The sequence below is a fragment of the Streptomyces sp. CNB091 genome (genome assembly GCF_000377965.1).
Genome location: NZ_KB898990.1, coordinates 432,715 through 448,643, shown reverse-complemented (window position 1 = coordinate 448,643; position 15,929 = coordinate 432,715). Strand labels below are relative to the sequence as shown.

The window sequence follows — 15,929 nt, the reverse complement described above, 5'->3', positions numbered from 1 at the left end:
CTCGCTCCGTAACCATTCCTTCTCCCCAGAGCGTGAATGGGCCAGGCGTTTTCACGGGACCGTTCCGGCGGGTTCGCCGGCCGTGCGGAAATACGGCCGGGCTTTTCTTCCGTGCCGTGCGACGCTGCGTACGCTAGCCAGGGGCGCGGGGCGCGTACAGGCATATCCGCCCGGTACTACGCGAACACGCAGTCGCCCCGGGTCTGCCGCGGTTACCGGCCTGTGTCCCTGCCGCCGGGCGTGCCCACCAGGGCGGTGATCGCCCGGAACCGGCGGTCGAGCAGCGGGTCGGGAAGCAGCCGCGCCATCCGGGCCATCCGGCGGGCGTCCGTCCCCACCCAGTAGCGCGCCCGGGGGCGTACGTCGGTCAGGGCGCGCAGGACCGTGCGGGCGAAGTCCTCCGGGGTGGTCCTGCTCGCCATCGCCCCCTGCGCGTTGCCCTCCAAGAACCCCTGGAGGGCGGACCGGTAGAGATCGGCGACCGAGGGGGCGGCATCCGCCAGCGCCCGTTCGCCCGCCTGCGACACCTTGGTCCAGATCGGCGTGAGAATGGCTCCCGGCGCCACCACCGAGACGCGTACGCCGGTGGGCCCCAGCTCGCGCCGCAGGGCGTCGCTGAGCGCTTCCTTGGCGAACTGGGCGGCGGAGTAGGCCCCGAGGAAGGGGACCGCGGCCTTGCCGAGGCCGGACGTGACGTTGACGATCCGGCCGTTCGACCGGCGCAGCAGCGGGAGATGGGCCCGGATCATCGCGAGGTGCCCGACCACGTTGACGTCGAGCTGCCGGCGGAACTGGTCGCCGTCGATGCACTCCAGCGGGCCCGGTACGCAGATCCCGGCGTTGTTCACCAGGCCCCGCAGCCCGCCGTAGCGGTGTTCGACGAGTTCGGCCGAGGCCCGTACGGACGCGTCGTCGGTGATGTCGATGACGGCGTGGCGGAGCCTGCCGTGCTGCGACTCGGTGAGCAGCTTCTCGCCGTCCTCCTCCCGGCGGACCCCCGCGAGCACCTGGAAGCCCCGGTGCTCCAGCTCCAGGGCGCACTCGCGGCCCAGCCCCGAGGAGGCGCCCGTGACGACGACCGCGCCGCGCGGCGGGATGCTCCCGCCGCGCGGTCCGCGTACCGTGTTCCGGCTCATCGGCCCGCCTCCCCGCCCGCGCCGGCGGGAAGGCCGGCGCCCGGGAAGGTCAGCGCCGGTTCGAGCTTGCCCACCAGCTTCCGGTGGGACATCCACCGGAAGTAGCCGTCCCGGACCCGGCGGCGCACCGGGCCCTGCGACTGCTCGAACTCGCTGATGGCGCGGGTGGCCTCCACCATCGTCCGGGTGCGTTCGTACCGCGCCGACTCGTAGCCGCGCAGCCCTTGGGGCACGTCCGGGGCGTGCCGCAGGTGCTGGGCCAGGACCGCGGCGTCCTCCATCGCCATGGCGGAGCCCTGGCCGAGGCTGGTGAGCATGGGGTGGGCGGCGTCCCCGAGCAGGGTCACCGGCCCCGTGCCCCAGGGCTGGAGGAACGTCCGGTCCCGGGTGTTCAGCGTCAGCAGGTCCTCCGCCGGGGTCACCCGGATCGCCTCCCGGACCTCGTCCGGCCAGCCGGAGTAGGCGTCGAGGACCCCCGCCTTGCCGCCGTCCCAGGTGCTGGACTCCTCGAACGGCATGTTCTTCGTGCCCCACCAGTAGAGCCGGCCCCGGCCGATGTCGACCAGGCCGAACCGCATCCCGTCGCCCCACAGGTGGACCACGGAGCCGGGGGCGAACCGGGGGTGGCTGTACTCGGTGATACCGAGCCACGCGATGTACCCGCTGTCGTGCACGGGCTCGTCCGGTCCGGTCAGCCGGCGCCGCACGGCCGAGTTGAACCCGTCGGCGCCCACCAGGAGGTCGGCCTCCGCCTCCCGGCCGTCGGTGAAGTGCACCCGCGCCCGGTCGCCCTCCACCTCGAACCGGTCGGCGGCGGCGTTCAGCCGGATCGGGATGTCCGCCGTCTGGTCGAGGAGCGCGGCGAGCAGGTCGGACCGGCTGATGCAGACGCACGGGACGCCGATGCGCCGGGTGATCTCGGGGAACGGGAACTCCCGTATCAGCCTGCCCTTCCAGTCCTTGACGTGGTACGTCTCCATGACCCGGCCGCGCTTCTCCAGGCCGAGGTCGATGTCCAGGGTGGCGAGCGCGGCCGTGGCGTTGCTCATCACGGAGAGTCCGAAGCCGGCCGCCCGCATCTCCGGCGCCCGCTCGAACACCTCCACGTCGAAGCCGACGCGCCGCAGCGCGATGGCCGTGGTCAGTCCGCCGATCCCGGCGCCGACGACGATGGCTGTTCGTATGCTGCTCATGTCAGTCCTGCCCGCTTTCGCCCGTGAGGAGTCCCATGGCCCTGAGTACCGGGCCGACGACGTCGGCCACGCGTGGTTCCTCCATGATCGTGAGGTGGTCGCCCTCGGTGTCGATCACCGTGAGGCGGCCGGAGGTGCGCTCCCGCCACCCGTTGGTCTCGTCCGCGTGCATGCTGTCGATGGCGGTGTGCATCTCCAGGAGCACGCCCGGCAGCGGATCGCGGGCCCGGAGGAGGACCACGTCGTAGTCCACGACCCCGGGCCGGTAGTCGAAGGCGGAGCGCCAGTTCGCCTCGTACACCTTGAACAGCCTCCGCACCACGGCGTCGCCGCTGCCCGCGGGCAGAACGCCCTCGTCGATGGCCAGCCGGGTCATGAACGCGAACTTCTCGTCCAGCGTGGCCAGCCCGGGCGGCAGGAGGTCGCCGGCGGTGGCGCTGCCGTGCTGGAGCCAGAGCAGTTCCCAGAAGAACCAGCCGAGCAGGGCCTCGTCGTCGGTCCAGGGCCGCCGCCCCGGGTTGAGCGCCGTCGTGTCCAGGAGGACGAGGGAGGCGACGCTCTCCCCGGCGGCGTGCAGCTGGCGGGCCATCTCGAAGGCGACGAACCCGCCGAAGGACCAGCCGCCGAGGTGGTAGGGGCCGGACCGCTGGACCCGGCGCATCGCCGCGATGTAGTCGGACGCGAGCTGCTCCAGCCCGCGCACCGGCTCCGTGCCGACGTCCGCCCCGGCGGCCTGGAAGGCGTAGAAGGGCTGGTCCGGCGGGAGTTGCTTGGCGAACGGTACGTAGCAGAGCACGTTGCCGCCCATGGGGTGCGCGAAGAACAGCGGCGGTCGGGTGCCCTCCGGCCGGATCGCCACCAGCGGGTCGAAGCCGGCGGTCGTGCTGCCCGCCGAGCGGAGCCGTTCGGCCAGTTCGGCCACGGTCGGCGCCACGATGAAGTCCGACAGGGGGATCGCGGTGCCGAACCGCTCCTCCATGAGGACGACCAGCCGCATCGCCGTGATCGACGTGGCGCCGAGGTCGAACAGGTTGTCGTGGACCCCCACGTCCGGCAGGTGCAGCAGGTCGGCCAGCATCCCGGCCAGCACCCGCTCGTGGTCGTCCCGGGGGGCGACCTGGCCGGCCGGCCCGGTGCGGGCCGGCCGCACCTGCTGGAGCGCGGCCTCGTCCCGCTTGCCGTTCGGGGTGAGCGGGATGGCGGGCAGCCAGACGAAGTGCGCGGGCACCATGTACTCCGGCAGCTTCGCGCGCAGCCGGCGCCGCAGCTCGTCCAGGTCCGCGCGCTCGGCGTCGCCGACCAGGAAGGCGACCAGGGAGGTGTCGCCCGCCTCGTCGCGCCGGGCGATCACGGCGACGTCGGTGATCGCGTCGGGACCGCCCGCCGCCGCCCCGGCGGCGACCAGTTCGATCTCCCCGGGCTCGACCCGGTAGCCGCGGATCTTGACCTGCCGGTCGGCGCGGCCCAGGCAGACCACGTCCCCGCCGGGCAGCACCATGCCGATGTCCCCGGTGCGGTAGACCAGCCCGTCGCCGTCCGGGGCGGGCAGGAACCGCTCCTCGGTCAGGTCCGGCCGGCCCACGTACCCGTCGGCCAGGCCGGCGCCGCCGATGTAGATCTCGCCCCGGCTCCCGACCGGCGCCCGGCGCATCCCCTCGTCCAGGACCAGCACCCTGGCCCCGTGGATGGGCTGTCCCACCGGGGGCAGCGCGGGGAACGCGGCGGGATCGCCGGTCATCCCGTGGAAGGCGGCGGCGTGGGTCTCGGTGGGACCGTAGTGGTTGTCGAGCACCACGTCGCCGAGCGAGGCGCAGAACCGGCGGATCTCGTCCGTCGTGCGGAACTGCTCGCCCGACGAGCACAGCACCCGCAGGCTCCGCGGCACCAGGCCGAGCGTCACCGACGCCTCCGCCAACTGCTGGAGGGCCACGTACGGCAGGTGCATGCGTTCGACGCGCTCCCGGTCGAGCAGCCGCAGCAGACCGGGCATGTCACGCCGCAGCGCCTCCGTGACGACGACCAGGGTCCCGCCGCCGGCCAGCGTGGCGTACAGCTCCTGGAAGGAGACGTCGAAGCTGAGCGGCGCGTACTGCACCGTGCGGGCGCCCTCGGCGGTGCTGGCGATCCCGTTCTGCCAGGCCACCAGGTTGGACAGGGACCGGTGAGGCGCCGACACCCCCTTCGGGCGGCCCGTCGAGCCCGAGGTGAACAGCAGGTACACCTCGTCGTCCTCGGAGATCTCCGGCAGTTCGACGGTGTGCCCGGTGGCGGCCAGCGTCTCGTACGGGAGGACGGGTACGGGGGTCTCCAGGGCCTCCACGAGGCCCCGGTGCTCCGCGTTCACGACGACGCGGGCAGGGCGGCCCTGCTCGATCATGGCGCGCAGCCGGTCCACCGGATAGGCGGTGTCCAGCGGCATCGCCGAGCACCCCGCCTTCGCGGTGCCCAGGAACGCGGCGACGGTCCCGGCCGCCCGGCCCATGGCGAGGCCGACGCGGTCGCCCGGGCGCACTCCCGACTCCAGCAGACCCGTGGCGAACCGGGTGGCAACCCGGTCCAGCTCCTCGTAGGTCCACGTCCGGTCCTCGGAGACCACGGCCTGCGCCCCGGGGGCACGGCGTGCCCGTTCCTCGAAGGCGCGGACCACGTTGACCGGCGGCCCCCCGGTCCGCGGCGGCTCCGGCGCCGGAGCGAGGAAGCCGAACTCCACGGCGCCGTCCGGCTCCTCGGCGAGCCTGCGCAGGATGCGCACGTACGTGTCGGTGTACAGCCGCGCCTGCGCGGGGGTGAACGACTGCCCCGAAAAGTCGAGACGGAGCCGGATGCCCTCGTCCACCGGGTCGACCATGGCGTTGACGACCAGGGAGAAGTTCGTCTCCTCCCGGACCGCGAAACCTCGGCTGGCGATCCCGGGGGTCCGGAAGACCTCCCCGAGCTGGCGGAAGTGGATGAAGTTGAACAGGGTGTCGACCAGCGACGTCCGGCCGAGGTCCTCCTGGATGACCGCCAGCGGCACCCGCCGGTGGGGATAGCTCTCCCGCTCCCGGTCCAGGGCGCGTCCCACGACGTCGAACCAGGTGGCCCGCTCCGTGTCCACCCGCACGGGCAGGGTGTTGAGGAAGAGGCCGCAGGTGCGCTCCGCGCCCTCGACGTCCGGCCGGCTGTGGGTCACCAGACCGGTCATGACGTCGCGTTCGCCGGAGAAGGCCCGCAGCATCAGGACGTGCGCGGCGAACAGGACCGACTTGACCGGGACCCGCCGGTCGCCGGCGGTGGCGCGCAGGGTGTCGACGAGATCGGCGGGCAGCCGCAGGTCGCACTCCACCCGCTCGTCCGTCCCCGGCGCCTCGTGCGGACGGAAGCTCTCCAGATGGGGCTGCGTCGCGTCGGTCAGCAGGTTCCGCCAGTAGGCGCGGCCCGCCTTGGTGTCGATGGCCGCGCGCTCCTGGGCGACGTGCAGCGCGGCCGAGGGCGGCGCGGTGTCCGGCACCGGTTCCAGGTCCAGGCCCAGCAGGTGGCCGTAGTCCTGGAGGAGTTCGGAGACGAGGTTGGCGACGCTGCCGCCGTCGAGGATGGCGTGGTGGAAGCTGAGGACCAGCTCCACCGTGTCGGGCAGGGCGAACGCCCGGAAGTGGTACAGCGGCGCGTGGTCGAACCGGTAGTCGTACCGGCGCCGGGCGGCGATGTGCTCGTCGACGGCCGCCTCGGCCTCCGCGGCCGGAGCCTCCCTCAGATCGCGGACGCTCAGCCCGCCGTCGGCGCAGGAGCGGACGATCTGGAGCGGCTCGGCGTGACCGGCCAGGGCGAACGACGACCGCAGCACCGGATGGCGTGCGACGAGCCGGTCGAAGGCCGTCCGGAACTCCCGCTCCCGCCACGGCATGGCCAGGCTGTAGCGGAAGACGTCCTTGTACGTCGCGGAGTCCTCCTTCTCCCGGCTGTGGAACAGCAGGCCGAGCTGGAGACGGGTGATCGGGTAGGCGTCCTCGTACGTCTCCAGACGGGCCCGGTCCACCGGGGAGACCAGGGCGAACGGGTCCGGGGCCGCGGAGCCGGCCGGGACGGCCGAACCAGCGTCCTCGGCGCACGCGGCCAGCCCCGCCACGGTGGGGTTGCGCACGAAGTCGTCGGTGGTGAACCGGATGCCCGCCTTCTCCGCGAGCGCCCGCACCCGGAGCATGCTGATCGAGTCGCCGCCGATCACGAAGTAGTCCGTGTGGACGCCGACCCGGTCGACGCCGAGCACCTGGGCCCAGATGCCGGCGAGCACCGACTCACGGGGGGTGCTCGGCGCGCTGTCCGTGGCCTCGGCCGCGTTGGTGGACGGGGCGGGCAGGGCCCTGCGGTCCACCTTTCCGTTGGGCGTGAGCGGGAGGCTGTCGAGGCGTTCGAAGGACGACGGGATCATGTAGGCGGGCAGCACGTTCCCGAGCGCCGCCCTCAGGCGGCCCGGGTCGAGGTCCCGGTCGGCCGTGCAGTAGGCGACGAGGACCGGCCCCCGGCCGCCGCCGGGCCGGTGGTCGACGACCACGGCGTCGCGGATCGCGTCCAGCGCGACCAGCGCGTTCTGCACCTCGCCCAGCTCGACCCGGTTGCCGCGGATCTTCACCTGGTCGTCGTTCCGGCCGAGGTACTCCAGGTTGCCGTCGTTCAGCAGCCGGGCCAGGTCCCCGGTCCGGTAGAGGCGGCCGCCGGGGACGAAGGGGTCCTCGACGAAGCGCTCGGCGGTGAGTTCGGGCCGGCCGAGGTAGCCGCGGGCGACCTGGACGCCGCCGATGTGCAGTTCGCCGGGGACGCCGACCGGCTGCGGGCGGCCGTGCCGGTCGAGCACGTAGAGCGTGGTGTTCTCCACGGGACGTCCGATGGGCACCCGCGTGACGGGGCCCTCGGACGCGGGCGGGCAGTCGAAGCAGGTCACGTCGACCGCGGCCTCGGTGGGGCCGTAGAGGTTGACCAGGCGGGGCCGGTCACCGCCGTCGAAGATCCGGTTGAACTGGGTGACCCGCTCGGGGGGCAGGGCCTCCCCGCTGCAGAAGACGGAACGCAGTGAGCCGACCCCGGCGGCCGGCCCCGGGCAGTCCTCCAGCAGGTCCAGGAACGGGCCGAGCATCGAGGGCACGAAGTGGATCACGCTCACCCGGTGGTCACGTATCGTGCGCGCGATCCGCTCCGGGTCCTTCTCCGCTCCCGGCGGCAGCAGCACCACCCGAGCGCCCTGGACGGCCCACCACAGCAGCTCCCACACCGAGACGTCGAACGAGATGGGCGTCTTCTGCAGGAGCGTGTCGCCCGGACCGATGGGGTAGCGGCGCTGCATCCACGTCAGCCTGTTCCCCACCGCGTGGTGCTCGACCAGCACGCCCTTGGGACGCCCGGTGGAGCCGGAGGTGTAGATGGTGTACGCGACGTCCTCCGGGCCCGCGGTGCGCCCGAGGGACCGGCTGGAGCCCCGGTACAGCTCGGAGATCCGGAGCACCGGGGCGCCGGTGGGCAGGTCATCGGCCGCCTGCGCACCGCGCAGGACCAGCTTCGCCCCGCAGTCCTCCAGGAGCAGCCGGACGCGGGAGGGCGGGTAGCCGGGATCGACGGGTACGTAGGCGGCGCCCGCCTTGAGGATGCCGAACAGGCCGGGCAGCAGCTCCGGGCCGCGCTCCGCGAGGATCGCCACCCGGTCGCCGGGGCCGGCGCCCCGCTCGCGCAGCACCCGCGCCACCTGGTTGGACCGCCGGTCCAGCTCGGCGAAGGTCAGCGTGGCGCCGGAGGCGCCGTCGACCACGGCCGTCAGATCGGGGGTGCGCGCCGCCTGTTCGGCGAACAGCTGGTGGAGCGTCTTCTCGCGCGGGTAGGGGGCGCGAGCGCCTTGGCGGCGGCGGACGACGTCCTCGTACTCGTCATCGGTCAGCATGGGCAGCTCCGCGAGCGGCAGCTCCCGGAAGTCCAGTCCCCGGCGGAGGAGTTCCCCGACGTGCCCGGCGAGGGCCGCGGCCGTGAGGTGCCCGTCGAACACGTCGTCGGCGTACTCCAGGTCGACGCGCAGGCCCGGCTCGTCGTCGAACGCCTGCACCATGACGGAGAGCGCGTCGGCGGCGTGGACCGGGGCCATGATCGTGGTGGTCCGCTCCACTCCCGGGATCGCCTGCGGCCGGGGGAAGCGCAGGTAGGACGCGGTGACGTCGAAGAGTCGGCGGCCGTCGGCGCCCTGTACGGGGGCCTCGCGGAGGATGTCGCCGTACGGCAGCCGTTCGTGCTGTCTGAGCCGGTCGATCTGTCGGCGGACCCGCTCGGCGAGTTCGACCAGAGGCAGGTCCTCCGCCACCGGGATGCGTACCGGCAGGTTGTTGGCGAACTGGCCCACGATCGAGCGTTCGCCTTCGGTGCGGCGGTTGAGGAAGGGCACCCCGAACACGACCTCGTCGGCCTGGTGGATACGTCCGAGGCACACCGCGAACGCCGAGAGCAGGTAGGGGAAGGGGGACGCGCCCGCGTCGAGGATGCGCCGCACCAGCTCCTCGCCGACCGGGAAGGAGTGCCGGCCGCGGCCGGGCCGGGCGGCGCCGGAACGTGTGAAGAGAGCGGGCTCCACGCCCGTCAGATATTCTCGGTAGAACGCGCGGTCATTCTCGCGGTCCGCGTCACCGAAGGCGGAGTCGCCTTTCCGGATGGAATCCCAGTATGAGGAGGATGCGGTCCGTCCTGCCGAATCGGCTGCTTTTCCACCGGCAGCCGGAACGCTTTTTCCGGACAGGCGGGAGCGGTAGTCGGAGAGAATCCGCAAGGTCAGCGCGTTCAGGGCCCAGGCGTCGGTCACGATGTGGTGCGAGGTCAGCACCAGGTGGACGGCCTCCGGCCCCTCGGTGACCACGGCGGCCCGGAACAGCGGGCCGCCCTCGAGGTCCAGCGGCCGGCCCAGCTCCTGCTCGCACCGGATCCGCACGGCCCCGGCGGGGTCCGGCCCGCCGGAGAGGTCGATGTGCTCGAAGGGCGGCGCCCCGGCGTCCGGCTCCTCCGTGATCCGCCGGACCCGGGGGATGCCTTCGTCGTCCTCGCCGAACCGCAGCCGGAAGGCGTCGTGCTCCCGCACCGCACGGGCCAGGCAGGCACCGAGCAGCTCCCGGTCCACGGCCCCCGCCAGCCGCTCGTGGACCAGTACGTTGAATTGGCAGTTCCCCGGTGTCCTTGCTTCGGCCGCCCAGATGTCGCGCTGGTAGCCGGTTAATCCGAGGGCCCCTAATTCAGCTGCTATCCCCACGGAAAGCCACTCCTTCGCCTGCCATTCGTACGCGAATAAATAACGGCTCGGATCAGGCTAGGGCGAAGGGGTTGGTGCGGCTACTGCGTAATCGAGTAGGGCGTATTCGAGTAGGGAGCACGAACGAATACGGCCCGCTCCGGCGCACGCCGCCGGAGCGGGCCGGACCACCGGAGCGCGGGGCCTCCCACCCGGAAGACGCGCCGGCCACGCCCCCGGCGGATTCGGTCACGCCCGGGCGACGAGGTCCAGTTCCGCCAGCGCGGCCGCGGCGTGCGTGGCGTGTTCCGAGGACTGGCTCTTGGCCAGGGCGCGGTTCAGATGGGACGTGGCGGCGTCCCGGTCGCCGCGGAGCCGCGCGGCGTGCCCGAGGCCGATCTCGGCACGGATCTCGCCCCGGTGGTAGGCGCGTTCGGCCGACACGGACAGCGCGCGCTCGTACAGCTCCGTCGCCCGCTCGGTGAGTCCGCTCGTCAGCGCGGCCCGGCCGAGGAAGGTCAGCGTCTCGACGACCTCGGTCCACAGGCCGAGCTCCTCGGCCATCAGGAGCCCCTCGCGGTGCAGCCGTTCGGTCCGTACGCGGTCGCCCTCGCGTTCGGCCGCGAGTGCCAGGGACCGGGTGGCCCGGAGCTGACCCCAGCGGTCGTCGACCTCGCGGAACAGCGCGGCGCCCAGCTCCGCCGACCCGTCCCGGTCCGGGGCGTGGCTCGCCAGCTCCACCAGCGCCGCGGCCTGGCCCCAGCGGTCCCGGGCGGCGCGGGCGCCGGCCAGGCTGGCCTCCACCAGCCGCCGACCCTCGCGGGGGTGGCCGCGGCCGGTCAGCCCGGTGCCGACGAACCACTGGAGCCGGGCCTTCAGCACCGGGTCCTCGACCCCGGCGGTGGGGTCCTCGCCCGCCGGGCCGGGCACGGCGTCGGCCTGCGAGGTGCGCAGCTCGACACCGGCCAGCCAGACCCGTGCCGTCAGGCGCGCGGCCGGCTCGGCGCCGACGTCGGCCGTCAGCGCCGTCCGCAGCGACCTGCGGGCCTCGGGGAACCGTCCGCGCAGGAACCAGTACCAGGCAAGCGCGTTCACCAGCCGCACCGCGTACCCGGCGGGGTCCTGGGCGACCGCGAGGTCCAGTGCGCGGCGCAGATTGACGGTCTCCGCGTTGAGGCGTTCCAGGGAGCACCGCTGGTCCGGGCCGCGCAGCCGCTCGCTCTCCCGCTCGGCCGACTCGGTGCAGTACCGCACGAAGCGCGCGCGTACGGCGCTCTCCTCCTCCGCCTCCGCCAGCCGCTCGGCGCAGTAGGCGGCCACCGATTCGAGCAGCCGGAACCGGTCGCCCTCACGGACCACCAGCGAGCGGTCCACCAGCCGGGAGAGCAGGTCGGGGATCCGCTCGGCGGGCAGCTCCCCGTCGGCGCAGACCGCCTGGGCGGAGGGCATGACGCAGCCGTCGGCGTGCACGACCAGGCGGCGCAGCACGGTGCGCTCGTCCGGCGGCAGCAGCTGCCAGCTCCAGTCGAGCATGCCCCGCAGCGTCTGCTGGCGGCTCGGGAGCCCGCGCACCCGTACGTCGGGCCGGGCGAACCGGTCGTCCAGCCGGGCGGCGAGCTCCTGCGGGCTCAGCGTCCGCAGCCGGGACGCGACGAGTTCGAGGGCGAGCGGAATCCCGTCGAGGCGGCGGCAGATGGTGGCGACGGCCTCCGCGTTGTCCGTGTCCAGGACGAAGCCGGGCGCCGCCGCGGCGGCTCGCTGCACGAACAGCTCGACGGCGCTGGACCGGGCGACCGCTCGCGGATCGGTGTGCGCCGGCAGCGCCAGCGGCGGCACCGGGTGCACCACCTCCCCGGGGATGTCCAGGGCTTCCTGGCTGGTGAGCAGGAGATGGGCCGCCGGCACGGCCGACAGCAGGGACTTGGCGAGCACGGCCACCGGCTCGACGAGGTGCTCGCAGTTGTCCAGCAGGATCAGCAGCCGCTTGTCGGCCACCGCCTGGCACAGCCAGCCCACCAGGTCGTCCAGGTCCGGTTCGGTCGCGGCCGTGTCGCACAGGCCCAGCGTCGTGATGACGCGTTCGGCGATGTCGTCCGGGTCGGACGCGGCGCCCAGGCCGGCCAGCTCTACCAGCCACACCCCGTCGGCGTACCGCCCGGCCGCGTCACCCGCCGCGGCGATCGCCAGCCGCGTCTTGCCCACCCCGCCGAGGCCGGTGAGGGTGACGAGACGGGTGCTCGCGCCGGGGTCCAGCCGGGACAGCACCTGTGCGGCCGCCTCGCGCCGGCCGATCAGCGGGGTCAGCGGAGCGGGCAGGTTCGTCCGGCACGACCGCGACCCGATCGCCGGTGTGGCCAGCTCCGGCTCCTGGCGCAGGATCGCCTCGTGCAGCGCGGCGGCATCCGGACCGGGCGAGGCGCCCAGCTCCTCGGCCAGCTCCCGGCGCAGCTCCTGGAAGCTCTGCAGCGCGTCGCCCTGCCGCCCGGAGCGGTACAGGGCGCGCATGTGGGCCATGCGCAGCCGCTCGCGCAGCGGGTACCGGGCCACCACCGCCCCCAGTTCCGCCGCGAGTGCCGTGTGCTCGCCCAGGGTCAGCCGGACCTCGGCGTGGTCCTCGACGACGGCCAGGCGCAGCTCTTCCAGCCGTGCGATCTCACTGCGGGCGAACAGGGACTCGGCCACGTCCGCGTAGGCCGGGCCCCGCCACAGGGCGAGCGCGTCCGCGAACAGGTCCGCCTTCACCGCCGGCTCCCGGTGGGCGCGGGCGCGGTCGGCGAGCTCCTGGAACCTCAGTGCGTCGACCACGGCGTCCGCGAGCAGCAGCCGGTAGCCGGCGGGCTCACGGACCACCTGCTCCCGGCCCAGCACCCGCCGCAGCTGGGAGACCTTGGTCTGCAGGGTGTTGGCGGACCCGCCCGGCGGGTTGCTCGCCCACAGGTCCTCGATGAGGCGGTCCGCCGGCACCGGCCCGCCACCGTGGACGAGCAGGTTCGCCAGCAGGGCGCGCACCTTCGCTTCGGGGACCCTGATCAGCCGCCCCTCGGCGTCCCAGACGGCCAGCGGACCGAGCACCCCGTAACGCATGGCCGCAGTCTATCGCCGAACGACCCTCAGGAAACCGTGCGTGGTGGGCGGCACAGTGGCGATCGCATATCGACGATCCGAGAAAAAGGCAGGGAGTGCCATGAGCACAACGACCACAGGCAGAGCGGGAGCCCGGGAGTGGGGAGGGCTGGCCGTCCTTTCGTTGCCCACCGTGCTGCTGGGCCTCGACGTCACCGTGCTGTACCTGACCCTTCCCTCACTGGCCGAGGATCTGCGCCCGTCCGGTACCCAAGAGCTGTGGATCATGGACGCCTACGGGTTCCTGATCGCCGGTTTCCTGCTCACCATGGGCACGCTGGGTGACCGGATCGGCCGCCGTCGGCTGCTGATGATCGGGGCGGCGGCCTTCGGGATCGTCTCGGTGCTGGCGGCCTACGCCACCAGCGCCGACATGCTCATCGCCGCGCGAGCGGCCCTCGGGGTCGCCGGTGCCACCCTGATGCCGTCCACACTGGCGCTGATCAGCAATATGTTCGCCAACCAGCGGCAGCGCTCCCTGGCGATCGGTGTCTGGGCCACGAGCTTCGCGCTCGGCATGGCGCTCGGCCCGGTGGTCGGCGGAGTGATGCTGAACCACTTCTGGTGGGGTTCGGTGTTCCTCCTGGCGGTGCCGGTCGCGATCGTGCTGCTGGTGGCCGCGCCGCTCCTGATCCCCGAGTACTCGGCGCCGCAGAGCGGCAGGTTCGACCTGATCAGCGTGGCGCTGTCGCTGCTGGCGATCCTGCCGGTGGTCTACGCGGTGAAGCGCGTCGCCAAGGACGGCTTCGATCTGCCGATGATCGCCGCCACGGTGATCGGAGTGGTCTTCGCGGTGCTGTTCGTCCGCAGGCAGGGCAAGTTGGAGAGCCCGCTGCTGGACGTGCGCCTCTTCGCCAACCGGACCTTCAGCTCCGCGCTGAGCGTGCTGCTCATCGGTCTCGTCGGCGTCGGCGGCTCGATGCTGCTGATCACCCAGCAGCTCCAGTTCGTGGAGGGGCTGCCGCCGGTCGAGGCGGGGCTGTGGATGGGCCCGCCCGCCCTGCTGATGTTCCTGGCCGCGATCGGCTCGCCCCTGGTCGCGCGGCGGGTGCCGCCGGGCCTCGTGGTGGCGGCCACCCTGACGCTGTCCACGGTCGGATACGTCCTGCTCGCCCTGGTGGGTCCCTCGGGCGGCATCGCCCTGATGGTCGTCGGGTTCGGCCTCGTCTACCTCGGGCTCGGGGCGATCGCGGCCCTGGGTACGGACCTGGTGGTCGGGGCGGCGCCGCCGGAGAAGGCGGGCTCGGCCTCGGCGATGTCGGAGACCGTGCAGGAACTGGGCCTCGCGCTGGGCGTGGCGATCCTGGGCAGCCTGGCGACCGCGATCTACCGCGGCCAGATCGCCGACGAGATCCCCGCCGGCACGCCGGCGGACGTGGCCGACGCCGCGGGCGACAGCCTCGCCGGCGCCGTCTCCTCGGCCCAGCAGATGCCCGCCGGCTGGCTCGACCTCGCCAAGGAGGCCGCCACCTCCGGCATGAACACGGCGATGGTCGTGGCCGCGGCGTGCACGGTGGTCCTGTCGATCCTGTCCGCCGTCGTGCTGCGGCACGTCGGAGCCATCAGCGACGAACCGGAGCCCGCGTCGGAAGCGGAGCCGGAGGCGGAGCCGGCGAAGTCGCGGGTCTGACCGGCTGCGGCCCGCACCCGTCGCCCCCGCTCGCGGGGACGGCGGGGCGGCACGCGTGCGGGCCTACTCGGTTCCCTCCGCGACCACGTCCCGCGCCAACTGGATGAAGGAACTCAGCGCCGGATGTCGATTGTTGGAAGCCCAGACCAGGTACACCGGTACCGCGGGCGCGTCCCGCAGGGGGAGGTAGCTGATCTCGGCGTGCGGGTGCATCCAGGCGGTGGAGGCCGGGGTCACGCCGATCCCGACACCGGCGGCGATGTAGCTCTGCCAGTCGTCGATCGTGTCCACCTCCACCGCCACCACGGGTTGCCCGCCCTCCTCCCACAGGTCGAGGTTGGTGGTTCCGGAGAAGGAGTTGATCACCAGCGGGTAGTCGGCCAGGTCCCGCAGCACCACCTCGTCCAGATCGATCAGCGGGCAGTGCGAGGGCACCGCGACGACCCGGGGCTCCATGACGAGCAACTCCTCGTGCAGACTGCGCCGCCCGGTGTGCGTGCGCATGATCGCCACGTCCGACTGGCCGGTGGTGAGCCCGCCCGCGGGGTCGTCGACCCGCTTCAGGCGTACCAGGACCTCCGGGTTCGCCTCCTTCCACTGGCGCAGTATCTCGCTGGTGTACACGCCGATCGCCGACCAGGCGTGCCCCACTCGCAGGGCCCGCACCCGGTGCAGGTCCACGTGCATGGCGTCGTCGAAGGCGGTGACGGCGGCATCCGCCTTGGCGCAGAACATCTTTCCCGCCACGGTGGGCTGCACCCCCTCCGCGGAGCGTTCCAACAGGGTCTGTTTCACGTGGCGCTCCAACTCCGCGAGTCTGCGCGACACCGCGGACTGGGCCTCGTACAGACGGGCCGCGGCCTTCGAGATGCTGCCTTCGTCGACCGCCATGAGGAACGTCCTCAAGTGGTGGATTCCCACAGCCATGACGCTGCTTTCCTTTCGCAGAGAAATACGGGCAGTGCACGGAGACCGCACCGGCGCGCGTTCGACGAGAACGGGGGGCGCGCCGGGGAGAGGGCGCCGGTAGGCCAGGGCGGAAAGGCGGCCCGGCCCGGGGACCGGAGGACGTGACGCGGCCAGGAGGCTCACCCGGTCAGGAGCGTGCGAGGGTTCCCGGACATCGGAAGAAGCGCCCATCGGCGCCCGTCGTCCGCCGGTCCGCCCGCGGCGCCCGTGTCATCGCCGGCCCGGACGCGGCCGGCTCCGTACCCCACTCCACGAGACCGTCCCGGACATGTCGCCCTCACTCCGTCGCAGCACCGGTGCCATGCCACCCGCTCCACGGGCCGGCCCCGTAGGCGGGCCCATTCCCCTTACGGGTCGGGGAGATATCCCCGGGGCCGGTTCCCGGCAGGGGCCGACCATGGCTTTCGGGTCACGTCATCGCTTTCCAGGAAGAGGGCACACGTGCAATACCCCGCATGGGCGTAGAGGGAACGACGGATATCGGCGTGCAGGAGACCCTGGAGCCGACGAATCAGGCACTGCCCGTGCCCACGGCGGCTTCGGTCCTCAGTGTGACCGGTGGCGTTTACGTGTTCAACAGCGTCTCTGCGAAGGACTGATATACACCTGTCACGTGGCTCGCGTTCGGGTTGTGTGAAACGTCGGGCCGA

General features: G+C 72.9%; 7 protein-coding genes. 2 read left to right on the top strand and 5 right to left on the bottom strand.

Translation table 11 applies throughout. The features are described from left to right. Nucleotides 1–212: 212 nt before the first annotated feature. The 4 genes from D581_RS01000000136685 to D581_RS0101825 form a co-directional block, all read right to left on the bottom strand. Nucleotides 213–1,136 (bottom strand): SDR family oxidoreductase, encoded by a 924-nt coding sequence (locus D581_RS01000000136685; protein ID WP_018955521.1) that lies wholly within the window; start codon nucleotides 1,134–1,136, stop codon nucleotides 213–215. Beyond that, nucleotides 1,133–2,329: an FAD-dependent monooxygenase gene (locus tag D581_RS0101835; protein WP_018955520.1), complete on the bottom strand. Its 1,197-nt coding sequence runs from the start codon at nucleotides 2,327–2,329 to the stop codon at nucleotides 1,133–1,135. The genes D581_RS01000000136685 and D581_RS0101835 overlap by 4 nt, the downstream gene beginning before the upstream one ends. A 1-nt stretch (nucleotide 2,330) precedes the next feature. After that, nucleotides 2,331–9,578, bottom strand: a complete 7,248-nt coding sequence (locus D581_RS0101830; protein ID WP_026290093.1) for a non-ribosomal peptide synthetase — start codon at nucleotides 9,576–9,578, stop codon at nucleotides 2,331–2,333. 228 nt (nucleotides 9,579–9,806) lie between these two features. Then, nucleotides 9,807–12,641: a BTAD domain-containing putative transcriptional regulator gene (locus tag D581_RS0101825; protein ID WP_018955518.1), complete on the bottom strand. Its 2,835-nt coding sequence runs from the start codon at nucleotides 12,639–12,641 to the stop codon at nucleotides 9,807–9,809. Nucleotides 12,642–12,741: 100 nt separating this feature from the next. Between D581_RS0101825 and D581_RS0101820 the strand changes: the two genes are divergently transcribed. Then, nucleotides 12,742–14,310 (top strand): MFS transporter, encoded by a 1,569-nt coding sequence (locus tag D581_RS0101820; RefSeq protein ID WP_026290092.1) that lies wholly within the window; start codon nucleotides 12,742–12,744, stop codon nucleotides 14,308–14,310. Nucleotides 14,311–14,373: 63 nt separating this feature from the next. Here D581_RS0101820 and D581_RS0101815 read toward each other — a convergent pair whose 3' ends face one another. Continuing rightward, nucleotides 14,374–15,237, bottom strand: coding sequence for a LysR family transcriptional regulator (locus D581_RS0101815; protein WP_026290091.1), 864 nt, complete (start codon nucleotides 15,235–15,237; stop codon nucleotides 14,374–14,376). Between the two features lie 497 nt (nucleotides 15,238–15,734). On the opposite strand from D581_RS0101815, the gene D581_RS1000000141165 reads away from it, so the two are divergent. Next, on the top strand, nucleotides 15,735–15,878 hold the full coding sequence (locus D581_RS1000000141165; RefSeq protein ID WP_018955515.1) for a hypothetical protein: 144 nt from the start codon (nucleotides 15,735–15,737) through the stop codon (nucleotides 15,876–15,878). Nucleotides 15,879–15,929: the final 51 nt, after the last annotated feature.

Coding starts and splice junctions, on each gene's coding strand:
- D581_RS0101835 (WP_018955520.1), bottom strand. CDS start 2,329: ATGAGCAGCATACGAACAGCCATCGTCGTCGGCGCCGGGATCGGCGGA.
- D581_RS0101825 (WP_018955518.1), bottom strand. CDS start 12,641: ATGCGTTACGGGGTGCTCGGTCCGCTGGCCGTCTGGGACGCCGAGGGG.
- D581_RS0101820 (WP_026290092.1), top strand. CDS start 12,742: ATGAGCACAACGACCACAGGCAGAGCGGGAGCCCGGGAGTGGGGAGGG.
- D581_RS1000000141165 (WP_018955515.1), top strand. CDS start 15,735: ATGGGCGTAGAGGGAACGACGGATATCGGCGTGCAGGAGACCCTGGAG.
- D581_RS01000000136685 (WP_018955521.1), bottom strand. CDS start 1,136: ATGAGCCGGAACACGGTACGCGGACCGCGCGGCGGGAGCATCCCGCCG.
- D581_RS0101815 (WP_026290091.1), bottom strand. CDS start 15,237: ATGGCTGTGGGAATCCACCACTTGAGGACGTTCCTCATGGCGGTCGAC.